This window comes from Nucisporomicrobium flavum, assembly GCF_016464385.1.
GTDB lineage: Bacteria > Actinomycetota > Actinomycetes > Mycobacteriales > Micromonosporaceae > Actinoplanes > Actinoplanes flavus_A.
In genome coordinates this window covers 304,850-327,598 of the sequence record NZ_JADMLH010000007.1, presented here as the reverse complement: position 1 = coordinate 327,598, position 22,749 = coordinate 304,850, and the positions used below count along the sequence as shown (strand labels likewise).

The 22,749-nt window shown below is 72.5% G+C and carries 22 protein-coding genes; 11 read left to right on the top strand and 11 right to left on the bottom strand.

Translation table 11 applies throughout. The features are described from left to right. Window positions 1-53: 53 nt before the first annotated feature. The gene (locus IT780_RS19520; protein ID WP_199513012.1) at window positions 54-563 is read left to right on the top strand and encodes a MarR family winged helix-turn-helix transcriptional regulator; all 510 of its coding nucleotides are present in this window, start codon (window positions 54-56) and stop codon (window positions 561-563) included. On the opposite strand, the gene IT780_RS19515 is transcribed toward IT780_RS19520, so the two are convergent. After that, window positions 550-1,341, bottom strand: a complete 792-nt coding sequence (locus tag IT780_RS19515) for a GntR family transcriptional regulator (protein WP_199513011.1) — start codon at window positions 1,339-1,341, stop codon at window positions 550-552. The two genes, IT780_RS19520 and IT780_RS19515, sit on opposite strands and share 14 nt — an antisense overlap. Window positions 1,342-1,460: 119 nt before the next feature. On the opposite strand from IT780_RS19515, the gene IT780_RS19510 reads away from it, so the two are divergent. Beyond that, window positions 1,461-1,814 carry a hypothetical protein gene (locus IT780_RS19510; protein ID WP_199513010.1) on the top strand — a complete coding sequence of 118 codons (354 nt, stop codon included), beginning with the start codon at window positions 1,461-1,463 and terminating at the stop codon, window positions 1,812-1,814. 65 nt (window positions 1,815-1,879) lie between these two features. Here IT780_RS19510 and IT780_RS19505 read toward each other — a convergent pair whose 3' ends face one another. The 3 genes from IT780_RS19505 to hpt form a co-directional block, all read right to left on the bottom strand. Next, window positions 1,880-2,749 (bottom strand): PAC2 family protein, encoded by an 870-nt coding sequence (locus IT780_RS19505; RefSeq protein ID WP_199513009.1) that lies wholly within the window; start codon window positions 2,747-2,749, stop codon window positions 1,880-1,882. Window positions 2,750-2,851: 102 nt separating this feature from the next. Then, complete coding sequence (locus IT780_RS19500) at window positions 2,852-3,361, bottom strand: pyridoxamine 5'-phosphate oxidase family protein (RefSeq protein ID WP_199513008.1); 510 nt, start codon at window positions 3,359-3,361, stop codon at window positions 2,852-2,854. Between the two features lie 9 nt (window positions 3,362-3,370). Continuing rightward, window positions 3,371-3,919 carry a hypoxanthine phosphoribosyltransferase gene (gene hpt / locus IT780_RS19495; protein ID WP_307831266.1) on the bottom strand — a complete coding sequence of 183 codons (549 nt, stop codon included), beginning with the start codon at window positions 3,917-3,919 and terminating at the stop codon, window positions 3,371-3,373. 564 nt (window positions 3,920-4,483) lie between these two features. Between hpt and IT780_RS41995 the strand changes: the two genes are divergently transcribed. The 3 genes from IT780_RS41995 to IT780_RS19480 all read left to right on the top strand — a co-directional run bounded on the left by IT780_RS41995 (window position 4,484) and on the right by IT780_RS19480 (window position 7,530). Beyond that, a complete protein-coding gene (locus tag IT780_RS41995) occupies window positions 4,484-5,971 on the top strand; it encodes a CDP-alcohol phosphatidyltransferase family protein (RefSeq protein WP_233413086.1) in 1,488 nt (495 codons plus the stop codon). Next, window positions 5,871-6,758: a hypothetical protein gene (locus tag IT780_RS19485; protein WP_199513007.1), complete on the top strand. Its 888-nt coding sequence runs from the start codon at window positions 5,871-5,873 to the stop codon at window positions 6,756-6,758. Before IT780_RS41995 ends, IT780_RS19485 begins: the two co-directional genes overlap by 101 nt. A 226-nt stretch (window positions 6,759-6,984) precedes the next feature. Beyond that, complete coding sequence (locus IT780_RS19480; RefSeq protein ID WP_199513006.1) at window positions 6,985-7,530, top strand: hypothetical protein; 546 nt, start codon at window positions 6,985-6,987, stop codon at window positions 7,528-7,530. Between the two features lie 384 nt (window positions 7,531-7,914). Here the strand turns inward: IT780_RS19480 and IT780_RS19475 are convergent, their stop codons facing one another. Then, window positions 7,915-8,649 carry a YqjF family protein gene (locus IT780_RS19475; protein ID WP_307831265.1) on the bottom strand — a complete coding sequence of 245 codons (735 nt, stop codon included), beginning with the start codon at window positions 8,647-8,649 and terminating at the stop codon, window positions 7,915-7,917. A gap of 141 nt (window positions 8,650-8,790) precedes the next feature. Then, on the bottom strand, window positions 8,791-9,765 hold the full coding sequence (locus tag IT780_RS19470) for an aldo/keto reductase (RefSeq protein WP_199513005.1): 975 nt from the start codon (window positions 9,763-9,765) through the stop codon (window positions 8,791-8,793). 203 nt (window positions 9,766-9,968) lie between these two features. Between IT780_RS19470 and IT780_RS19465 the strand changes: the two genes are divergently transcribed. Then, a complete protein-coding gene (locus IT780_RS19465) occupies window positions 9,969-10,718 on the top strand; it encodes a neutral zinc metallopeptidase (protein ID WP_199513004.1) in 750 nt (249 codons plus the stop codon). Window positions 10,719-10,826: 108 nt separating this feature from the next. Beyond that, complete coding sequence (locus tag IT780_RS19460) at window positions 10,827-11,474, top strand: HAD family hydrolase (RefSeq protein ID WP_199513003.1); 648 nt, start codon at window positions 10,827-10,829, stop codon at window positions 11,472-11,474. Window positions 11,475-11,607: 133 nt separating this feature from the next. Here IT780_RS19460 and IT780_RS19455 read toward each other — a convergent pair whose 3' ends face one another. The 4 genes from IT780_RS19455 to IT780_RS19440 all read right to left on the bottom strand — a co-directional run bounded on the left by IT780_RS19455 (window position 11,608) and on the right by IT780_RS19440 (window position 17,472). Continuing rightward, window positions 11,608-14,151 (bottom strand): ABC transporter permease, encoded by a 2,544-nt coding sequence (locus IT780_RS19455; RefSeq protein ID WP_199513002.1) that lies wholly within the window; start codon window positions 14,149-14,151, stop codon window positions 11,608-11,610. Continuing rightward, complete coding sequence (locus IT780_RS19450; protein WP_199513001.1) at window positions 14,151-14,918, bottom strand: ABC transporter ATP-binding protein; 768 nt, start codon at window positions 14,916-14,918, stop codon at window positions 14,151-14,153. The genes IT780_RS19455 and IT780_RS19450 overlap by 1 nt, the downstream gene beginning before the upstream one ends. A 263-nt stretch (window positions 14,919-15,181) precedes the next feature. Next, window positions 15,182-15,841 carry a response regulator gene (locus IT780_RS19445; protein WP_307831271.1) on the bottom strand — a complete coding sequence of 220 codons (660 nt, stop codon included), beginning with the start codon at window positions 15,839-15,841 and terminating at the stop codon, window positions 15,182-15,184. A gap of 461 nt (window positions 15,842-16,302) precedes the next feature. After that, a complete protein-coding gene (locus IT780_RS19440) occupies window positions 16,303-17,472 on the bottom strand; it encodes a RecB family exonuclease (RefSeq protein ID WP_233413085.1) in 1,170 nt (389 codons plus the stop codon). Between the two features lie 172 nt (window positions 17,473-17,644). Between IT780_RS19440 and IT780_RS19435 the strand changes: the two genes are divergently transcribed. The 3 genes from IT780_RS19435 (at window position 17,645) to IT780_RS19425 (ending at window position 20,353) form a co-directional block, all read left to right on the top strand. After that, the gene (locus IT780_RS19435) at window positions 17,645-18,715 is read left to right on the top strand and encodes a M50 family metallopeptidase (protein WP_233413162.1); all 1,071 of its coding nucleotides are present in this window, start codon (window positions 17,645-17,647) and stop codon (window positions 18,713-18,715) included. A 31-nt stretch (window positions 18,716-18,746) separates the two neighbouring features. After that, window positions 18,747-19,694, top strand: a complete 948-nt coding sequence (locus tag IT780_RS19430) for a tRNA (adenine-N1)-methyltransferase (protein WP_199512999.1) — start codon at window positions 18,747-18,749, stop codon at window positions 19,692-19,694. A gap of 68 nt (window positions 19,695-19,762) precedes the next feature. After that, window positions 19,763-20,353 carry a hypothetical protein gene (locus IT780_RS19425; protein WP_199512998.1) on the top strand — a complete coding sequence of 197 codons (591 nt, stop codon included), beginning with the start codon at window positions 19,763-19,765 and terminating at the stop codon, window positions 20,351-20,353. Window positions 20,354-20,412: 59 nt separating this feature from the next. Here the strand turns inward: IT780_RS19425 and IT780_RS19420 are convergent, their stop codons facing one another. Continuing rightward, window positions 20,413-20,700 carry a ferredoxin gene (locus IT780_RS19420; RefSeq protein ID WP_199512997.1) on the bottom strand — a complete coding sequence of 96 codons (288 nt, stop codon included), beginning with the start codon at window positions 20,698-20,700 and terminating at the stop codon, window positions 20,413-20,415. 181 nt (window positions 20,701-20,881) lie between these two features. Here IT780_RS19420 and arc point away from each other — a divergent pair, with 181 nt between their 5' ends. Further along, window positions 20,882-22,663, top strand: a complete 1,782-nt coding sequence (arc, locus tag IT780_RS19415) for a proteasome ATPase (protein ID WP_199512996.1) — start codon at window positions 20,882-20,884, stop codon at window positions 22,661-22,663. The last annotated feature ends 86 nt before the right edge of the window (window positions 22,664-22,749 follow it).

The window sequence follows — 22,749 nt, the reverse complement described above, 5'->3', positions numbered from 1 at the left end:
TCCCGGCGCGGCCGTGACGAGCGCCACTGTTGAGCGGAGCTACGCTCAGCTGCATGAACCCCACTGCCGAGGCGCTGCCCGGCGGACCGATCAGCCACGCCATCGCGCGGCTCGCCCGGATCCACCAGCTCCTCGCCGGGCGGCTGCTGCGTGACCTGGGCCTGCACCCCAGTCAGGAACTGCTGCTCATGCGGCTGTGGGAGTCCGGCCCGCAGCGCCAGGCCGACCTCGCCGCCGAGCTCGGCACCGACTCGGCGGGCACGACCCGCATCGTGCAGCGGCTCGAGGCGGCGGGCTATGTGCGCCGCAAGCCGGACCCGAAGGACCGGCGGGCGTCGCTGGTGGTGTCCACCCCGGCGGGCGACGCGCTGCGCGAGAGCGTGGAGTGCATCTGGGCGCAGCTGGAGGAGCTGACGGTCGGCGACATGAGCCCATCCGAGCAGGAGGTCGCCCTGGCCAGCCTGCTGCGGCTGGAGGAGAACGTGCTGGCCACCGAGGAGGGGTCGCGGTGCGGACTGCCGGCGGCCCGGCGCGGTGGGCCCACCGTCTCTAAGCGAGCGTGAGGCCCGGGTCCGGGTCGGGGTCCGGCGTGGGGGCGGGGATGCGGTACTCCTCGGTCAGCGTCGTCATCGGCCCCGGCCACGTGGCCTGCGCGACCTCGATCGGCTTGCGGTTCTCGTCGAACGCCACGTGCAGCAGGTGCAGCACCGGCGTGTCCGGCCGGATCTGCAGGATCTCCGCCTCCTCGCGGCTCGGCTGCCGGGCGCTGATCGTGTCCGTCGCCGAGGTGTAGCGCCTCCCGATCGCCTCCTCGGCTTCCTGGTAGAGCGGACGCCCGAAGGCCTCGGCGCGCTCCAGGGACGTGCCGGTCGCGTCGGTCACCCGGAACCACGACGCGCCCACCTCGACGGTCGCGTCGTCTGCGCGGACCACGTGCCGGCGGACCAGCATCTCCGTGCCGTCGCGGACCCCGAACGCGTCCGCCACCTCGGGCGGCGCGGCGTCGCGGCCCACGGCGGTCAACTGCTGGCGGTAGCGGGCGGCCAGGTCGGCGTGGTAGCCGCGATGCACGCCGTACCGGCCGCGGGAGAGGCGGTTGAGCCGGCGGCGGGTGCCGCGCACGTACGTGCCGGAGCCGGGCTTGGTGATCAGGATGCCCTCGACGCGCAGCTGGTCGACCGTACGCTGCACGGTCTGCTTGGCGACGCCGAACATCTCGGCCATCGCGGGGATGGACGGCAGTCGCTCGCCGGGCTGCCAGTCGCCGCGCCGGATGCGTTCCTTGAGCTGCGCGGCGATCTGCCGGTGCGGGAACTCGGCGGCGCCGGGGTTGATCGTCATGCTGCGACCTCCAGACCCTAGGTTCCTAGGATGCCCTACGGGCTGTGCGGGGCGCCGCAGCGACACGCCGTGGCACCTGCGGACATCAGCGGGGAAGCGGACCTCTAGGCTGTGCGGCCATGGAGGCTCTGCGGTTGATCCTGCGCTACGCGCACCTCGTCGGGTTCGCGCTGCTGCTCGGCGGTGCGATCGTCCAGTACATCTCCGGCAAGCTGCGGATCAACCCGGCCATGCTGTGGGGCTCGGTGATCCAGGTCGTGACCGGCCTGGCGCTCGCGGCGCCGCTGCGCGGGGGCGGCGACGCCGAGCCCGAGCCGGCCAAGCTCGCCGTGAAGCTGCTGATCGCCGTCGCGATCTTCATCATGGTGTTCATCCCGTGGCGCAAGCGGCGCGAGGCCGTGGCCCGCGGCCACTTCATCGGGATCATCGCGCTGACGCTGGTCAACGCGGCGGTCGCGACCTTCTGGCGGTGAGGTGACGGCCGGCTCCGCGCCGGCCGCCACCCCTGTTCACCAGGACCCGGCGGTGGGGCCGCTCGTCACCAGGACCCGGCGGTGGGGCCCGCGGAGCCGCCCCGGCGGCGCAGGTACTTCTCGAACTCGCTGGCGATCTCGTCGCCGGTCAGCGGCTTGATGCCCTCGTCGCCGACCCGCTCCTCGAGCTCGCGCACGTACTCGCCGAGTTCCGCGTCCTGCTCGGCCGCCGAGCGGACCCGCTTCTCCCACTCGTCGGCCTCCTGCGCGAGGTCCGCCAGGGGCACCGGCAGGTCCAGCACGTCCTCCAGGCGGCTCAGCAGCGAGAGCGTCGCCTTCGGGCAGGGCGGGTTGTTCGCATAGTGCGGCACGTGCACCCAGAACGACAGCGCCTCCACGTCGGCGCGGCCGGCCGCCTCCTGCAGGACGCCCACGATGCCGGTGGGTCCCTCGTACCGGGTGGGGGCGACCTTGTACTTCTCCGCCACCGACTCGTCGGAGGCGGTGCCGCTGATCGGCAGCGGCCGCGTGTACGGCACGTCGGCGAGCAGCGCGCCGAGCAGCAGGATGCGGTCGACCTCGAGGCTGTGGCACACCTCGAGGATCTGCTCGCAGAACGTGCGCCATTTCATGCTGGGCTCGATGCCGCGGATCAGCACGACGTCGCGCTCGGTGCCGGGCGGGCTCGCCACGCTGAACCGGGTGGTCGGCCATTCGATGCGCCGCGTCTCGCCGTCGCCCATCGTGGTGGTCGGACGGCTGACCTGGAAGTCGTAGAACTCCTCCGGGTCGATGGTGGTGATCTCGCGGGCCTGCCACACCTGCTCCAGGTGCTCCACCGCGGCCGTCGACGCGTCGGCGGCGTCGTTCCACCCTTCGAAGGCGGCGATCGCCACGGGGGAGCGCAGCAGGGGGAGGCCGTCGAACTCTGTCACGGTGCCAACCTTTCGTACCTGAGTACTGTCGAGCGTACGTGGCCGCACCGGATAGCACCCGGCGGCCGCGCCGGGCCCGCCGCCCGAGGGGAGTCGCGCGGGCTAGCGTTTCCAGAACTGGCGGGGCGCGTACCCGTCCCGGCGCAGCCAATGCTCGGTGTAGACGATGCGCTCGGCCGGCACCACCACGAGCGGTCCGTGCGGCGGATCGTCCAGGTCACGGGAGCGTTCAACGTGGTCGGACTGCCAGCGTACGGCCGGCCAGTGCTCGGCGTAATCCGCGTCGCCGGGCGTCAGCACGCGGGCCGTGCCGAAGATCTGCGCGCCGCGGCTGCTGGCCTGACCGACCAGGGGCGCGAAGATCCCCAGGGACACGCGCGGGTCGGCGGCGATGTTGCGCAGCTTCGGCGTACCGGCGGCGGCGGTGAACATCACGGTGAAGCCGAGATGGAAGTAGCGCACCGGGGTGGCGAGGGCACCGCCCGGCCCGGTGGTCGCGAGCACGCACATGTTGTGGGTGGACAGCAGGTTGAGGATGCGTTCCTCGAGGCGATCGCGCGGCAGGCGCTCGGTGGGGGAGGGTCCGGCCAGCCAGGGGTTCGTCACGGGCATCGGGTGGTTCTACCGCACGGCGTGCGGCGCGAGCACGGCGGCACAGCGCAGATTGCGGTAGCGGCCGCGGAAGTCCAGGCCGTAGCCCACGATCAGCCCCGGCTCCACGTCGAAGCCGACGTACGTGGGCACGTCGAACGCGGGGCTGTCCGGCTTGCGCAGCAGCGCGCACACGGCGACGGAGGCGGGCCGGCGCTGCTGCAGACTGGAGATCAGCCACGACATGGTCAGCCCGGTGTCGATCACGGCCTCGACGATCAGCACGTCGCGGCCCTCGATGTCCAGATCAAGATCCTTGAGCAGGCGTACGGACCCCGAGCTGCGCTTGCCCGTCGTGTACGACCGCATCGCCATCCAGCCGATCTCGACCGAGCTGTCCATGGCGCGGGCGAGATCCACGGTGAACGTGGCGGCGCCGCCCAGCACGCCGACGAGCACCAGGTCCCGGCCGGCGTAGTCCGTACCGATCTCCCGCGCGAGGCCGGCGACGCGGGAAAGGATCTGGTCCTCGCGCAGCAGCACCGTCTCGAGATCGCCCGCCACGTGCTCGGCGTCCACCCGTACCCCCGGTCTGTCGGACTGCAGGCATCCTGACACGCCGGCCGCCGGCGGCCAACACGGCTGTCGCCCGCACGGGTGGCTCTCCTGTCCCGCGCTCCTTGCCGCCCGCTTCCTGCCGCCCGCGCTCCTTGCGGCCCGCGCTCCCTGCCGCCCGCGCTCCTTGCGGACCGCGCCTTCGCGCGCTCCCTTGCCGCTCGCCTTTGCCGCTCGCCTTTGCCGCGTGGGCGCTTGCCGCGCGGGCGCTTGTCGGGCTTCCTTCGCGCTGCGTGCCGCTGGTTCGTCGCCGGCCGCTCGTCGGGCTCTCGCGCCGTGTGGCGCCGCTCCGGTCGCCGGCCGCTCGGCGGGCTCTCGCCGTGTGGCGGCGCTCCGGTCGCCGGCCGCTCGGCGGGCCGGGGTCGGCTGTTGACCCGATTACCTACAGTTCATGATCCGCGGGCCGTACGGGCAAACATTTCACTCTTTGTCCAGATTCTTGGCCTGGCTTCTATGCTGCCAATCGATCTCCTGTAAGGTCCGCGCGTCTCACTATTCACGTATTCATCACCTCGGTGGAGTTGTGGCATGGCACAGCGCTTCTCGCTCGACGAGATCCGCACCCGCACCTACAAGGATCGCGACGCCTGGTGGACCGTCTGGCTGGTCGACCCGCTCGCGTCGCGGCTGGTGTGGCTCGTCGCCCCGGTCCGGTGGATCACGCCGAACCTGCTGACCATGGGCGCTTTCGTGCTCGGCCTGATCGCCGCCGCCTGCTTCGCCCAGGCCGACTACCCGTGGCTGGTGGCCGGCGCGGTCGTCTTCCACCTCAGCTTCGTGCTCGACTGCATGGACGGCAAGATCGCCCGGCTCAAGGGCACCGGCTCGGTCTTCGGCTCCTGGCTCGACTACGTCTTCGACCGCCTGCGCGTCCTCGTCTGCGCGATCGCCCTGATGGGCGGCCTGTACGCGAAGACCGACAACATCCACTACCTGTGGCTGGCCGGCGCGATCATCTTCCTCGACATGTTCCGGTACCTGAACGCCCTGCAGATGGGCAAGGTCAAGAACGACATGCGCCGCCACCTCGAGGCGGCCCAGGGCGAGGGCGCCCCGCCGATGTTCGTCGAGGAGACCGACGCGGAGCACCCGATCGGCGCGGCCACCGCGACGGCGACGGCGGTCGACGGCAAGGGCGCCGAACGCCCGGTGGTCGACGTGTACGGCGACTTCCGCAGCAAGTTCAGCGCCTTCGTCCGCGTCCGCAACATGCTGGTCCGCCAGCGGATCCGCGCGCACGTGTTCAGCGGCATCGAGTTCCAGATGTTCGTCTTCATCGTCGGCCCGCTGACCAACCAGATCATCCCGGTGACGGTCCTGTCCGGGGTCCTGCTGGCCGCCTTCGAACTCCTCCTGATCTACAAGCTCTGGACGGCGACGAAGAGCTACACCCGCCAGCTCGCCAAGGTCGGCGTCACGTCGGAGGCCCAGGCGGAAGCGGTGGCGGCAGCGGCCGGCATGCAGCCGGTCGAGCAGGTCGTCGACACGGAGCCGCTCGGCACGCACCGGGACCCGCTGCCCCCGGTCACCGCCGGCCACTTACCCACCCCCGCCCGCCGGCCGCCCGCCCGGGGGCGCCCGTCGCCGTATGCGCTGCTGCCCTCCCGCCTCGCGCCCCGCCCTCCCCGCTTGCAGGCCGCCCTCCCCGCTTGCAGGCCGCCCTCCCCGCTTGCCGTCCGCCTCGCGCCCTCTCACCTCGCGCCTTGCCGCTTCGCGCCCGGACCTCGCGTGCTCCCCGCCGCGCGCTCCCATCGCGGGGCCCTGCCGCTTGCGCCCGCCCTGCGTCGGCCCGGCCCGGCGCGGCCCTGCCTTGCCTGTCTCCGCTCGCCTTGCGCGCCCCGGCCGGGGCGCGATCTCGACGCTTCCGCGCGGCGGGGATGCCCGGGATGGCGGGAGCGTGGCATCCTGTGCGGCCATGGACGCAGTCGTGATCCTCGGCGGGTCTCTGACCTGCATGGCGGCAGTCGTCGCCCTCGTGGTGGTCTCCGTCGTCGCGGGCCGCCGCCGCGAGCGTGAGCGCCGCGAGGCCCTGCACCGATGGGTCGCGGCCCACGGCTGGACCATCGTCCCGAACCCCGCCGTCGACTGGAGCGAACGCCTGCCCGGCCGCAACCGCCGCGGCGTGACCCTCGCCCTGACCGGGGCGCTGTGGGGCCGCCGCGCCAGCGTCGCCGACTACTCGCACACGGTGACCACCTCGACCACCACGTCGGACGGCCAGGGCGGCACCACGCACGGCACCCAGTCCACGACCCACCACTACACGGTCCTCGTCGTCCACCTGGACCGGCCGTCCCCGTACCTCGGCATCCAACCCCGAGGCACCCTCTCCAAGTGGGGCCGCGCGCTGTTCGGCACGGGTACGGCGCTGGGCCACGAGCAGTTCGACAAACACTTCCAGGTGGTCGGCGAGCCGGGCGCCTCCCCGTACCCGCTGAGCGCGGCCCTCCTGGCAGCCCACGTGGCGGGGGCCGTACCGGTATGGACGCTGCAGGGCACCGACCTCCTGGCCATGACGACCGGCCGGCTGCGCGACCCGGAGACAATCCCGCAGCTGCTCGGGCCGCTGTACCGGGTGGCGGACCTGCTGGCCGGCCGCGTCGCGGCCGCGGGCCCGACCGGTCTGCCGGGCAACCCACCCGCCGCCGATCCGCTGTGGTCGCCGGGCACCCCGCCGGCTGCTGGCACGACGTGGCCGCCGGGCAATCCGCCTGCCGCCGGCACGATGTGGCATCCGGGCAATCCGCCCGGATCCGGTCCGGCGGGTCTGCCGGGCAACCCACCCGCCGCCGATCCGCTGTAGCCGCCGCCCTCGAGCCATGCCGGCCGTAGTCGCCGTCCTCGACCCGGCTGTCCGCGGTGCGTGCGGCTTGTCCGCGGTGCGTGCCGCTCGTTCGCGGTTCGTGCCGGTTGTCGGCGGTGCGTGACGGTCTTGCGCGGTGCGGGCCGGTAGTGCGCGGTGTGTGCCGGCTGCTGCTTCCGCGGGCGAACGGCGGAAGCGGCATCGCAATCCGGGCATAATGGGCGTCGTGCAGGATCATCCGCTGGAGATCGGTGAGGACGCCACCACGTTCTTCCAGCCCCGCGGCATGGTCTTCGTGACCATGCTGTGGGTGATCGCCCTGGCATTCCTCGTGGTGCGCGCCCTGTGGCTGCTGATCTCGATCGCCCTGGGCATGCCGCCGACCGCCGCCGACCTCGTCACGATCGCGGAGAGCCTGCTGATCGTCCCCGTCGTCGCGGCGGGCGTGGTCGTGCTGGTGGCCTGGCGCCGGTTCGGGTGGCTGAAGAGTTCGGTGCGGGGCCTCGAGTTCGCCGCGACCGGCCGCCGGGGGGTGCACCTGCCCTGGTCGGCGGTCGCCTCGCTCGCGCTTCGCCGGTGGGGACCCTTCACGGAGCTGGTCGTCACGCCGACCTCCACGGCCGAGGTCACCGAACTGCCGGGCCCAGGCCGGCGACCCCGCACGGTACGCCGCGACGCGCGGACGGCGTACGTGATCGACGTGGGGCTCATGTCCCCGGGCCCGGACGTCCTCCTGGCCGAACTGCACCGCCGCATCCCGTCGCGCGTCTGACCCGAGGCCGGTTCGCCCCGCGACGCCGCCCTCGTGCCGTCACCGGAGCCCGGTGGGCCTGTGACGGTGGTCGGTCCGGCGGCCGGCCCCGGACCGGCATGGCGGGCGCGACATGAGGCGTCGTGGTGGCGGCCCGGAGTCGATCGGGCCGTGGTCCGGCCGGCGTGGTGTGCTGCGGGGCGTGCGGTCAGTTCGCCCTGGTGATGGCCCGCGTCGATGGATGGTTGGGCCGTTGCGCGGCCGGCGTGGTGTCCTGCGGGACGTGCGGTCAGGGCATCCCAGTGATGGCCGGTGTGGGCGCGTTGCGGCGGCCGTCGTCCGAGGCGTCCTGGCGGCCGTATCGGCGGGGTGCGGTGGCCGTCGTGCGGGGTGCTGCGGCCGTGTTCATGTGGCGGCGACGCTGGGGCCGCCGAAGGTGACCGGGAGGCCGGGGGAGTACAGGACGCTGGCCGGCGGGCCCGACACCGGTACGCCCGCGGCCGGGAGCAGGTCGTCGTCGAGGTCGAGCAGGTCCGCCCGGAACAGCGGCCAGCGGGGGTGCTCGTTCGGCAGGTGGACCGTACGGCCCCAGGCCCGGGTGTGCAGCCCCCACCGGGCGGTCAGGAAGTGTTCCGTCGGCGTGGGGTCCGGGACGGGTGCTCCCACCCGTACGGAAATAGCGGTCTTGGATCCGCGCGGCCCGGGCCATCGGCGTGTGCTGGAGTAGCTGAGCACGCCGTCGTTCTTGTGCAACGACATCCGTGACCACTTGTACGGCAGGCGGAGCAGCGCGTGCGCCGTCAGCACGGGCAGCAACCGTTCCGCGTCCAGCGACAGGAACACCACCGCCCGCCGCCCCTGCGAGTCGACGCTGTACAGGCGCACGTTCGTCTCGCAGAACGTGCCCAGGTACGGGATCCCCGGCCCGCGGCCCGGGCCCAGCTTCACCATCCGGAACCCGATCAGCCCGACGTACGTGACCCCGTCGAGCGTGTCGGGAACCGTGCCCCGCGGCAGGAACGGCGCCACCGTGGCGGGCGGTACGGGCCAGTGCAAGAAGGTCAGGTCGTGCCAGCTCTGCACCAGCCACGAGCGCCGCACGGGCCGCATGGTTTCCGGGGTGACGTCCTCGATCCGCACGCGCCCATCATCTCCCTATCCCGCCACAACGCCCCGCCGGTCCCGCCGAACGCCGCGCGGGCCGACGCCGCGCGGGCCAGAGCCGCGCCGGCCAGCGCCGCGCCGACCCGATCAACCCGGTTGAGGCGGACCGCCCAGCCGTCAGCGCCCCACCTCGCTCATGTTCGCGTACCGGTCACCCACAGCCGGCCGGATGGCGTTCAGCCGGGCGAGCTGTTCCGCGCTCAGCCGCACCCCGTCCGCGGCGGCGTTCTCCTCCAGGCGGGTGACGCGCTTGGTGCCCGGGATCGGTGCCAGGTCGTCGCCCTGTGCGAGCACCCAGGCCAGCGCGACCTGGGCCGGCGTGGCGCCGGCCTCCGCGGCCACCGCCTGCACCTCGTCGACGATGCGCAGGTTCTGCTGGAAGTTGTCGCCCTGGAAGCGGGGGTTGTTGCGGCGGAAGTCGTCGGCGTCGAAGTCCTCGGGGGAGCGGATGGCGCCGGTGAGGAAGCCGCGGCCGAGGGGCGAATACGGCACGAAGCCGATGCCCAGGGTGCGCAGCGTCGGCAGCACCTCCGTCTCGGGGTCGCGGGTCCACAGTGAGTACTCGGACTGGACCGCCGTGATCGGATGCACGGCGTGGGCGCGGCGGATCGTCTCCGGGGCCGCCTCGGACAGGCCGATGTGGCGTATTTTCCCTGCCTGCACCAGGTCGGCCAGCGCGCCGACGGTGTCCTCGACCGGCACCTTTGGGTCCATGCGGTGCTGGTAGTACAGGTCGATGTGGTCGGTGCCGAGCCGCTTGAGCGAGCCCTCGACGGCCGCGCGCGCGTTGTCGGGGTGCCCGTCGATGGTGCGGCCGCCGTCGCCACCGCGGTGCGAGAGCAGGCCGAACTTGGAGGCGATGACGACCTGGTGGCGGCGGCCGGCCAGGGCGCGGCCGACGAGCTCCTCATTCGTGTACGGGCCGTACATCTCGGCCGTGTCGAAGAACGTGACGCCCAGCTCGATCGCCCGGTGGATGGTGCGGATGGACTCGGCGTCGTCGCTGCCTCGGCCGGTGTAGTACGCCGACATGCCCATGCAGCCCAGGCCGATGCGGGACACGTCGAGGCCGGCCAGTGATACCTGCTTCATGCGGATTTCCCTTCGTGCCGCCGGGACCCGTCGGTCACCCCGGGGCGGCCGGCGGCTCGTCCTGGGGTCCCTTCGCAAGTTACGCCCCGGCGCAGGGGCGTACCGGGTTGTCCACAGGTGTCCAGCGCCACACCGCTTGATCCGGTGACTGGCTTGCGTCCGTATCGTGGAGGTAATCGACTGCTGCCCTCGGAGGACCCCGCATGCCGGTGCCGCGCCGCAACCGTCTCGTGATGCCGGCGCTCGCCGTGGCGGCTGCGATCGCCCTCGGCTGCGTGGCCGCGCCGCAGGCCCCCGCCGGCCAGGGCGAGCCCGCTGGCCGGCGGAAGCCGGCCGCGACGAGGACGGCGGACACGGCGGACGACCCGGACATCGACGGTACGGACACCGTCGAGGAGTTCCAGGGCGACGTGGGCGACGCGCGCGAGATCGCCGAGGAGTACTGGCAGAAGCAGTTCAAGCGCTCCGGCTTGGACTTCCAGCCGATCGCCGAGCTGATCCCGTACGGGGCGAAGAAGCAGGTCGGGTGCGGCGGGCAGGCGCTCGGGCTCAACAACGCGGCGTACTGCTCGGCGGGGGACTTCATCGCGTACGACGCCAACTGGGCGTTCGCCGCGTTCCGTCAGATCGGCGACGCGTTCATCTTCTACCTGCTCGGCCACGAGTATGCCCACGCGATCCAGCGCCGCCTCGGCATCCAGAAGCAGTTCACGATCCAGCAGGAGCTGCAGGCCGACTGCATGGCCGGGGCGTACATCGGTGACATGCAGAAGGCGGGCCGCCTGCGCCTGGCGGACGGCGACCTGGACGAGCTGGCGGCGGGGCTGGAGGCGGTGGGCGACGACCCGGGGCAGCCGTGGTTCGCCGAGGGCGCGCACGGGACCGCCCGGCAGCGCACCGCGGCGTTCAGCAACGGGTACCGGCGGTCGCTCAGCCCCTGCAAGCTCTCGTAGCGGACGTCACACCGGGCCGCGTCCGGGCCGGTCCCGGGGAAGAATGGGCGGGACGGTTCGGTTCAGCGGCGTGGGAGGCCTGTTCTGACATCACGACATCCGGCTGCGGTGCTCTTCGACATGGACGGCACGCTGGTCGACAGCGAGAAGGTCTGGGACGTCGCGCTGCACGAGCTCGCGGCGCGCGCCGGCGGGAAGCTCTCCGAGCCCGCCCGGCTGGCGATGATCGGCAGCAGCATGGCCACGTCGATGCGGATCCTGCGCGAGGACCTGGGCCAGCCCGACCGGGATGAGGCCGCGGACGTCGCCTGGCTGGAGCACCGCGTCGAGGAGCTGTTCGCCGAGGGGCTGGTGTGGCGTCCCGGTGCGATGGAGCTGCTGCGCGCGGTCCGCGCCGCCGGGCTACCGACCGCGCTGGTGACCTCGACCGCGCGCCGGCTCGTCGAGGTGGCGCTGGACACGCTGGGCCGGGAGAACTTCGACGTGGTGGTCTGCGGGGACGAGGTGCCGGCCCCGAAGCCCGACCCGGCGCCGTACCGGACGGCCGCCGAGCTGCTCGGGGTGCCGATCACCGACTGCGTGGCGATCGAGGACTCGCCGACGGGGTCGGCCAGCGCGCTCGCCTCGGGTGCCGCGGTGCTCGCCGTGCCGGCCGAGCTGGAGCTGCCCCCGGTCGACGGGGTCCATCTGCGCGAGACGCTGGTCGGCGTCGACCCGGCCTACCTGGGGGCGCTCCTGGCCCGCGTCAACGCCTGACCCCGGTCACCTCCGGCAGACCGACGGAAAAGCCCGGCTCAGCGCCGGGGACTCGGACGAGAGCCCGGGTCAGCGCGGGCACGCCGACGTATGCCCCGCGCCGGTCGGTGGGACCGGCGCGGGGCGTCCCCCGTCAGTCGTGCGCGATCGCGCCGAGCACGTTCAGCCGGGCCGCGCGGATCGCCGGCAGCACCGCCGCGATCACTCCCACCAGCGCCGCCAGCAGCAGGTACGTGCCCATCCGTGACCACGGCAGGACCAGTTCCGTGATCCCGTCGCTCTCCAGCGCGCGGGTCACCGCGGTCCCCATGCCCGCGCCCACGGTCACCCCGAGCAGTGCGCCGAAGACCGAGATCACCACGGCCTCGACCGTCACCATGCGCATGGTCTGCGCCCGGCTCAGGCCCACCGCGCGCAGCAGGCCGAGTTCGCGGGTGCGTTCCAGCACCGACAGGGCGAGCGTGTTGACCACGCCCAGGACCGCGATGAGGATGGCCAGCGCCAGCAGGATCTGGATCATGGTGATGACCGTGTCCAGGGAGGCCGCCTGCTGGTCCACGAACGCGCCGGCGTCGGTCGCCGACACCTCCGGGCTGTCCGCCAGCAGGGCTTTGACCTGGGGCAGCACCGCCGAGACGGGTACGCCGTCGGCGAGGCGCACGAAGCCCAGCATCGGCTGCGGGACGCTGAAGTCCTTCGTCGCCGCCGCCGGCAGCAGGACGCTGCCCGGCAGGGAGTCCTCCGCGTACGTGGCCACGATCGTGTAGTCGCGGGCTTCGCCGCGCGACGGCTGCACGGTGACCCGCGTGCCGACCTGCCAGCCCTGCTCGGCGGCTTCCGGCGCGCTGACCACCATCTGGTCGTCTCGCAGGGCCGGCAGGTCGGCGACGCCCCCGTACGTCTGGGAAAGCTCGGTGAGGTCGTCCGTGGCGTTGACCCACTGCCGGCGGCCGTCGATGAGCACCTGGTCGTTCCACAGGGCGGCTGCCGCGCGTACCCCGGGAATCGCCGCGGCCTTGCCCACGACGGCCGGGTCGTACGTCGGTGGCCGGGGGCCGTTCTGATCCCCGCTGATCATGATCTGGGCCTTGAGGACCCGGGTGGCCTCCGCCCGCAGGCTGCTCTTGGCCGAATCCATCACCACGGTGACGCCGGTGACCAGCGCGATCCCCACCATCAGGGCGGCCGCGGTGATCGCCGTGCGGCGCGGGTTGCGGCCCGAGTTGAGCCGGCCCAGCCGGCCGGGCAGCGACCAGGAGAACAGCCGGCCCAGCAGCGACACCACCGGCCGGCTGATCAGCGGCGTCAGCAGCGCGACCCCGATGAACGACACGAGGACGCCGCCCAGGATCAGCCACAGCACGGCGTCGCCGGCGTCGGCGAACAACCCGACGCCCAGCGCGGCGGCGCCGGCGGCCGTCACCGCGCCGCCCGCCACGCTGATCCGGGTCAGCGGCCGGTCGGGCGTGGCGACCTCCTGCATGGCGGCGACCGGGGCGATCCTGGCCGCCCGCAGCGCGGGCAGCACCGCGGCCACCACGGTGACCAGCAGGCCCACCACGAACGAGCTGATCACGGCCGTGAGGGGCACGCCGACCGGCGCGAGGTCCATGCCGCCGCCGGCGAACGAGCCGAACAGGTACGCCAGCCCCGCGCCGACCCCGACCCCGGCGGCCAGCCCGAGCACCGCCGCGACCAGGCCGATCGCGATCGCCTCGACCAGGACGGAGGTGATCACCTGGCGGCGGCTCGCGCCCATCGCCCGCAGCAGGGCGAGTTCGCGGGTGCGCTGCGCCACGATGATCGAGAAGGTGTTGAGGATCAGGAAGATGCCGACGAACAGCGCCACGCCGGCGAAGCCGAGCAGGATCCGGTTGAAGAAGCTCAGCCCTTCCTGCAGGTCGGCGGCGGTGTCCTGGGCGAGCTGGTCGCCGGTCTTGACGACGTACGCGGACCCGAGCGCGGCGGCGATGCGGTCCCGCAGCACCTCCGGAGTCACGTCGGCGGCGGCCCGTACGCGCACGGAGCTGTAAACGCCGGTCTTGCCGAGCATCAGCTTCTGGGCGACCGGCTCGGTGAACGCGACCACCTGCGAGCCGCCGAGGCTGTCCCGGTCGCCGCTGTAGCCGTACACGCCGACGAGGGTGAACTGCTTCTTCGGCTGCAGGGTCAGCACGCCGACCTTGTCGCCGACCTTCAGGCCGCCGGCCTTCGCGACGGCGGCGTTCACCGCGATCTCGTCGGGGGCGGACGGTCCACGGCCCTCGCGGAGCCGTACGAGCTCGTCCTCGCCGGTCCATGACATGCCCAGCCGCGGCGGCCCCATGGACGTCAGGACCTTGCCGTCGCTGCCGATCACGCGGGCGCCGTCGGCATCGACCAGCCCGGCTGCCTTCCGTACCCCCGGAACTTTTTTGATCGTGTCCACCGTGCCGGCGGGCACCGGGGGGTCGACCTGTTCACCGTCCATCTCCGACATCGCGATCTTGGGCTGGGCCTGCACCGAGACGTCGGTGGTGGAGTAGGCGCTGGCGAACACCGCGTCGAACGAGCGGCTCAGCGTGTCGGTGACCACGAACGCGCCCGCCACGAACATGACGCCGAGCACGACGGCGAGCCCGGAAAGGATCAGCCGCAGCTTGCGCGCCAGCAGGCTCTTCAGGGTGGCGCGCAGCATCAGAGCATCACCGGCTCGGCGTGCGTGTCCAGCCGCTTCATCGTGTCGAGCACGGTCTCGGCGGTCGGCGCGGCCAGCTCGTGGACGATCTGCCCGTCGGCGAGGAAGATGACCCGGTCGGCGTAGCTCGCGGCCACCGGGTCGTGCGTGACCATGATGATCGTCTGGTGGTGCTCGCGCACGCTGGCCCGCAGGAACGACAGCACCTCGGCGCCGGAGCGCGAGTCCAGGTTGCCGGTGGGCTCGTCGGCGAAGATCACGTCAGGCCGGCCGACCAGCGCCCGCGCGCAGGCCACCCGCTGCTGCTGGCCGCCGGACAGCTGGCTGGGCCGGTGGCTCAGCCGGTCCCGCAGCCCGACGGTGTCGATCACGATGTCCCACCACTGCGGGTCCGGTTTGCGCCCGGCGATGTCCAGCGGCAGCCGGATGTTCTCCTGCGCGCTCAGCGTCGGCAGCAGGTTGAACTGCTGGAAGATGAACCCGACCCGGTTGCGGCGCAGCCGGGTCAGCGCCTTGTCGCCGAGCTTGCTCAGCTCGGTGTCGCCCACGTGCACGGTGCCGCGGTCCACGGTGTCCAGGCCGGCCAGGCAGTGCATGAGCGTCGACTTGCCGCTGCCCGACGGGCCCATGATGGCGGTGAACCGGCCCCGCCGGAACTCGGCGCTCACGCCACGCAGAGCGACGACGCGCGCCTCGCCCGAGCCGTAGACCTTCCAGACCTCGTCGGCCCGTGCGGCCACCGGTTCACCGGCATTCGTCGCAGTCACTGTCGCCCCCTGAGTCTCGTACGCGATGCGGGACGCGCCGGATGGCTGAGATGGCGCTGCGCCCGCTGGGTCTGCCCCGGCAGGCGGGGAAGCCGCCTGCCCGGAATGGTCCGGCCGGGCAGCACGCCCGGCCGGCCCGCTCAGTCTTCCGGCGCGCGGCGGGCCCGGCGTCCGCCTGACGGCGGAGCGTGACGCGGAGATCCGGCCCGGGGACGTCACCTACGTGACCTCAGGGTTGACCCCGACCCGTTCCCGGCTCCGGGTCAGCTGCCGGGGCGGACCAGACCCGTTTCGTACGCGAGAACGACCGCCTGCACCCGGTCGCGCAGCCGCAGCTTCGTGAGCACATGCCCGACGTGGGTCTTCACGGTGGTCTCGCTGACCGTCAACGCCCGGGCGATCTCGGCATTGGAGTGTCCCCGGGCGACGTGCACGAGCACTTCCCGCTCCCGCTCGGTGAGGGCGTCCAGCGCCGGCGCCGCGGCGGTTGCCTCCGCGGCGGGCAGCAGCTCGGCCAGCCGCACCAGCAACCGGTCGAGGATCTTCGGCGCGACGACCGCACCCCCGGCGGCCACCGTACGGATGGCCGCGACGAGCTCCTCGGCCCCGGCGTCCTTGCACAGATATCCGGAAGCCCCGGCCGCCACGGCGCTCAGCACCTGCTCGTCGGCGTCGTACGCGGTCAGCACCAGCACCCGGACGGGCAGCCCCGACCCGGTGATCCGCCGGGCGGCGGCCAGCCCGTCGAGGCGCGGCAGCCGAAGGTCCATGACCACGACATCGGGCAGCAGCCGGCGCGCGAGGTCGACAGCCTCGGCGCCGTCCCCGGCCTCCCCGACCACGGCGAACCCGTCGGCCCCGGCCAGCGCCATCCGCAGCCCGGCCCGCAACATCGGCTGCTCATCGGCGAGCAGGACCCGCACGGTACGCGCGCCACCCGCCCGGCCGGCGTTATCGGGGACGTTGCCGACGCGACCGCCGCTCGCCGGGCGGGTGCTCGCCGTTTGACTGGGGGCGGCGTGGCCGGGATCGGCCTGGCGCGGACCGGCGTAGCGGGCGTCCGGGTGGCGGGCGTCCGGGTGGCGGGCGTCGGCCGGGTGGCGGGAGTCGGCCGGGTGGTCCGCGTGCCGGGGGTCGGCCGGATGGTCCGGGTCGGCCGGGTGGTCCGCGTGGCGAGGGTCGGCCGGGTGGTCCGCGTGGCGAGGGTCGGCGTGGAGGGGGTCGGTGCGGCGGGCGTCGGATGCCGGGGCGGAACCGACGTCAGATCCGTTGCCGTGCGGCACCGCTCGCCTCCCCACCCCGTGTCCGGCCTCGGCGCTCACCCTAAGCGATCGGCACGCCGGGCCGCCGTGCCCGTCTCACGGGAGGAGGTGCCGAGGCGACGTCAGGACGGCCGTTGCAGCACGACCCCGTTGTCGGAGGGAAACGTGCCGCCGGCGGTGGATTGGGATGCCGGTGGGCCGGCGATCGGCGCCGGCTGTTCCGCCGGGGGCGCCGGCTCCGGGTAAGGCGGCGGGGTGCCGCCGAACTCGGGGCAGAACTGTTGGTGGCTGCACCAGCCGCACAGGCGGCTCGGTTTGGGGCGGAAGTCGCGGTCCTGCTTGGCGCGCTCGATCGCCTGGGACAGGGCGACCAGGGTGCGTTCGAAGCGTTCCAGCTCCTCGGCGTCCGGGCTGTAGTCGCAGATCTCGGCGTCCTTGAGATACAGCAGGCGGAGCACGCGGGGCACGACACCGCGGGTGCGCCAGAGCACCAGCGCGTAGAACTTCAGCTGGAACAGCGCCCGGCCCTCGAAGGCCTCGCGGGGCGCCCCGCCGGTCTTGTAGTCGACCACGCGCAGGTCGCCGGCCGGGGAGACGTCGAGGCGGTCGATGTAGCCGCGGATCAGCAGGTCGTCGTCGACGAGCGTGGAGACCAGCGCCTCGCGCTCGGCGGGCTGCAGGCGGCGTGGGTCCTCGACGGCGAAGTAGCCGTCGAGCAGCTCGCCCGCGCTCGCCAGGAACGCCTCGAGCCGGGCCAGCTCGTCGGCCGGCCGCCCCTCCGGCATCCCGGGCAGAGCCTCCACCCCCGGCGCAGCCGCCCCCGGCGCAGCCGCCCCCGGCAGAGCCGCGCCGGGCAGTGCCGCGCCCGGCAGTGCCGCGCCGGGCAGCGCGGTCGCGGGAGCAGCGGGGGAGGGCGGTGCCGCGATCGGGTGATCCTCGACCGCGACCGGTGCCGCGACGTCCACCGGCGCCTCGAACAGCCGGGCCACCTCCGGCTCCTGCTCCACCAGCCGCTCCCACTGCGGAGCCACCAGCCCCGCCGCCGCCTCCGGCGTGCGCTCCTCGGCCGGCAGGTCGAACAGGCGCTCGAGGACCGCGTGCACGAGCGTGCCGCGCAGCTGGTCGCGGGTGGGTTGCTCGGGCAGGCGGTCGATCGTGCGGAAGCGGAACAGCAAAGGGCACGTCTTGAAGTCGGCCGCCCGCGACGGCGACAGCGACGGGCCGGGGTGGCGCTCCCGGTCGGCGCCTGTGGTTGTGGCGCCGGTGGGGGCAAGGACCGTTTCTGCCGTCATGCGGGTAAGGCTAGGGGAGGGGTACGACGAAAACCGGCGCGGCAGGGGGCTCTCAGGCTCGGTCCGTAGCATCGGTGCCGTGGAGGAGAGCACGCGGCAGACCCGTCCGGCCCGGCGCGGTGGGCGGGTGGTGGGGCGTGTCCTCGGCGTGCCGATCTACGTCAACGCGTCGATGCTCCTGCTCGCCGTGCTGGTCACGGTCGTCTACGGCGGGTACGCGGAGAACGAGCTCGGCCTGGCCGCCCCGTTCGCGTACGTGGTGGGCCTGGGTTTCGTGGTGTGCCTGATGGGTTCGGTGCTGCTGCACGAGCTGGGCCACGCCGTCACCGCCCGCCGGTACGGGATCGGTGTGCGCGGTATCACCCTGGAGCTGCTCGGCGGCTGGACGGAGATGGACCGGGACGCCCCGAGCCCGCGTGTCGACGCGCTGGTCTCGCTGGCCGGCCCGGCCGTGTCCCTCGTCCTGGGCGGGGTCGCCACCGCCGCCGCGTTCGCCCTGCCCGACCGTACGGTTGCCGGCCAGATCGCCTTCCAGCTGGCCGCGAGCAACGTCATCGTGGCCGTTTTCAACGTGCTGCCCGGCCTGCCGCTCGACGGCGGGCGGGCGTTGCGCGCGGGCGTGTGGGCGCTGCTGAAGGACCGAAACCGGGCCACCGTGGTCGCGGGGTGGGCCGGCCGCGGCATCGCGCTGGTGACCGGATGCGTGGCCTTCACCCTGTACCGGCTGAACCTGCTGACGCTGTTCGGCCTGATGTTCATCCTGTTGGTGGTCTTCACGCTGTGGCAGGGCGCCGGGCAGTCGATCCGGCTCGCGCGGATGACGCGGCGGTTCCCCCTGGTCGACCTGGCGACGCTCGCGCGGCCGCTGTTCGCCGTACCGTCGGGAACGTCGATCGCGGAGGCACAGCGCCGCGCCGATGCGTCGGAGCTGGAGCGTAAGGGCCTGGCCGTGGCCGACTCCAGTGGCCGCGTGGTCGCGCTGGTGGATGCCGCCGCGGCGGCGGCAGTGCCGGCCGGGCGGCGGCCGTGGGTCTCCGTCGACTCCGTGTCGCGCGACCTGGCGCGGCTGCCGGCGATGCGCGTCGGTCTCACCGGCGAGCAGGTGGTCCGAGCCGTGCAGGCCCACCCGGGTGCGCAGTACGTGGTGACCGCAGGCGAGGATGTCGTCGGCGTGCTGCACGTCGCGGATCTGGCCGAGCTGCTGGAGCCGCGTCGCGTGGCCCGCCGCGCCGCGGCGAAGTGAGAGCGTCGCACCGCAGACGAGAGAGGGATCCGTGACCGTTCAAGAGACCACCGTGGCCGCCGACCCCGTGCCCGCGCACCGGGGACCGTTCCGTGCGGGCGACCGGGTGCAGCTCACCGATCCCAAGAACCGCATGCACACGATCGTGCTGGAGCCCGGGAAGGCGTTCCACACCCACCGCGGCGCGCTGGAGCACGACGCGCTGATCGGGCTGCCCGACGGCAGCGTCGTCACGTCCAGCGGCGGCACGGCGTACCTCGCGCTGCGCCCGCTGCTGTCGGACTACGTGCTGTCGATGCCGCGCGGCGCGCAGGTCATCTACCCGAAGGACGCGGCGCAGATCGTCGCCATGGGCGACATCTTCCCCGGTGCGAAGGTCCTGGAGGCCGGTGTCGGCTCCGGTGCGCTCACCTGTTCGCTGCTGCGGGCCGTCGGTGGCAGCGGTGAGTTGCATTCGTACGAGCTGCGCGAGGACTTCGCCGCGATCGCCCGCAAGAACGTCGAGTCGTTCTTCGGCGGCCCGCACCCGGCCTGGCACCTGCACCACGGTGACGTGGCCGACGCCACCGGGACCGGCTTCGACCGCATCATCCTCGACATGCTGACCCCCTGGGAGGCCCTCGGCATGGTCGAGAAGGCGCTCGTGCCCGGCGGCGTCTTCATCGGGTACGTGGCCACGACGCCCCAGCTGTCCGAGCTGGTGGAGGCGTTGCGCGAGCGCGGCGGGTGGACCGAGCCGCGGGCGTGGGAGTCGCTGGTCCGCGACTGGCACGCCGAGGGGCTCGCGGTGCGCCCGGACCACCGGATGATCGCGCACACCGCGTTCCTGGTGTCGGCCCGTAAGCTCGCACCCGGCGTCACCGCGCCGCCGCGCCGGCGCAAACCCAGCAAGGGCGCTGAGGCGTACGCGCTGCGCAGGGCCGCCCAGGCTGCTCTCGCCGCTGAACGGGCGGAGACGACCGACGATCCCGGGGTGTGACGGCCCGTCGCGGATCCGGTAGTTTCCGTCGCGGATTTATGGGGCTTGGGAGGGAACGGGTGGGCGCGATGAGTTCTCCGCCGTTCGGGGGCAGCAATGAGATGCCGGCGGTCTTCCCGGACTGGTCGCCGTACGAGGACCTCGACTCGGCCGCCCGGGCCTACCTGCGCGACCCGGAGGTGGCGCTGGACGCCCTCTTCGGCGTGCTGCGGGGCGCGTCGGTGCTGTGTTTCACGCTGGAGCGCTTCGTCAACGAGGTCAACGGCGTGTGGCAGGAGGTCGTCATCTGTGACGGCAGCCGGCTGGTGCTGTGGCACGGCGAGGACGTGGCTCCCGGCGACGGCCCGGTCGGGTCGATGACCTCGTCGTTGCGGGTGGTGCCGCTGTCCACGGTCACCGAGGTCGGGTGCCGGCGCCGGCTGACGCGTACCTCCAACGGCCAGGCCAGGGTCGACAGCATCGACGTCTACCTGCTGCTGAGCTCGGTCGACGACGCGGTGCCGCCGCCCGGCATGGCCGAGGAGGAGGGCCGGGCCGCGCTGCGCCACGACGCGCTGCGCTTCGGCAAGACGCTGGACGACGGCGGGCCGGGGCAAATCGCCCGGTTGGAAGAATTTTCCCGAATAGTCGCATCTTTGGTCGGCCGTCCGACACTGTGACATTCCCGCTGTCACAGCGGGCGGGCCGGGAGGGCCCCAGGGGCCCCTACCGAAACCGATCAGTCGGCATCCGGGCCGGCGACTTCGACGTCGTCGGAACGGCGCACCACGTGGATGCAGTCGCCCGGGCACTCCTTCGCCGCGTCGATCACTTCCAGCCGCAGCCGCTCCGGCACCCCGGTGCGCACTCCGGGGCTCTGCAGCAGCTCACCGGTGCTGTCCTTGACGTACGCCAGCCCGTCGATGTCGAACTCGAAGACCTCCGGCGCGTACTGCACACAGAGCCCGTCACCGGTGCACAGATCCTGATCCACCCAGACCTGAAGTTCGTCAGTCCCGGTCTCCACGGACACCGTCCACCTCCTGAGAAATAACCCAGTCCGACGGTACCCGAACCCCCTGACCACCCGGCGCGCCCACCTGACCCAATCGATCAAGGTTCAGTGACGAGGGTGTTGCATGGGTCGAAATCCGGTCCGCAGCGGTTAGTGTTGTCTCAGAACGTTCGAGCCCCCGGGGAGGTGGGACGTGGCACGCAGCGACGAGGCGGATCACCGCGCCGCACGTTGGGAGAAAGAGGCCAACGATCTCTCCAGCCAGGTTGCGTTCCTGCAGGAGGAACTCGCTCTGGTTCGGCGCAAGTTGACCGAAAGCCCCCGACACGTCCGGCAGCTCGAGGAGCGGCTCGCGGCAACGCAGGCGCAGCTCGCCCGGCTGACCGAGAACAACGACCGGCTCGTGGCGACCCTCAAGGAAGCCCGGGCTCAGATCGTCACTCTCAAGGAAGAGATTGACCGCCTCGCCCAGCCGCCCAGCGGCTACGGCGTATTCCTGGCCGCCCATGAGGACGGCACCGTCGATGTCTTCACCGGTGGCCGCAAGCTCCGTGTCGCCGTGTCCCCGAGCCTCGAGGTCGAGGAGCTCAAGCGGGGACAGGAGGTCCTGCTCAACGACGCGCTCAACGTGGTCGACGCGTTCGGCTACGAGCGGGTCGGTGAGGTCGTCCTGCTCAAGGAGGTCCTCGCCGGTCCCGGCGGCGCCCCGGGCGACCGTGCCCTGGTCGTCTCGCACGCCGACGAGGAACGCATCGTCCACCTCGCCGAGTCGCTGCAGGTGTCCGCGCTGCGGGCCGGCGACTCGCTGATGATCGAGCCGCGCTCGGCGTACGCGTACGAGCGCATCCCGAAGAGCGAGGTCGAGGAGCTCGTTCTGGAGGAAGTGCCCGACGTCGACTACTCCGACATCGGCGGTCTGCACTCGCAGATCGAGCAGATCCGCGACGCGGTGGAACTGCCGTTCCTGCACGCCGACCTGTTCCGGGAGCACCAGCTGCGCCCGCCGAAGGGCATCCTGCTCTACGGCCCGCCCGGCTGCGGCAAGACCCTGATCGCCAAGGCGGTCGCCAACTCGCTGGCGAAGAAGATCGCCGAGCGTCGCGGCGAGGAGAAGCACACCAGCTACTTCCTCAACATCAAGGGTCCCGAGCTGCTCAACAAGTACGTGGGTGAGACCGAGCGGCACATCCGCCTGGTCTTCCAGCGGGCGCGGGAGAAGGCCGGCGAAGGCACGCCGGTCATCGTGTTCTTCGACGAGATGGACTCGATCTTCCGTACCCGTGGCTCCGGCGTCTCCTCCGACGTCGAGAACACCATCGTCCCGCAGCTGCTCAGCGAGATCGACGGCGTCGAGGGCCTGGAGAACGTCATCGTTATCGGCGCCTCCAACCGGGAAGACATGATCGACCCGGCCATCCTGCGGCCCGGACGCCTCGACGTGAAGATCAAGATCGAGCGCCCGGACGCGGAGGCGGCGAAGGACATCTTCGCCAAGTACATCCTCCCCGGCCTGCCGCTCAGCGCGGACGACCTGGCCGAGCACGGCGGCGACGCCGACGTGACGGTGGCCGCCATGATCGAGGCGGTCGTGCTCCGGATGTACACGGAGACCGAGGAGAACCGCTTCCTCGAGGTCACCTACGCCAACGGCGACAAGGAAGTCCTGTACTTCAAGGACTTCAACTCGGGCGCGATGATCCAGAACATCGTCGACCGGGGCAAGAAGATGGCCATCAAGGAGTTCCTCACCTCCGGCAAGAAGGGGCTGCGCCTGCAGCACCTGCTCGACAGCTGTGTCGACGAGTTCCGCGAGAACGAGGACCTGCCCAACACCACCAACCCCGACGACTGGGCCCGCATCTCCGGCAAGAAGGGCGAGCGGATCGTCTACATCCGTACGCTCGTCTCCGGTGGCAAGGGCGCCGAGGCCGGCCGCTCCATCGAGACGGCCAGCAACACCGGTCAATACCTGTAGCAGGCTCCTGCGGCGGGGGGGGGGGGGGGGCCCCCCCCCCCCCCGCCGCGGAAGCGAGTGGGGGTTCCCCGGGCCGGGCCGCGGCG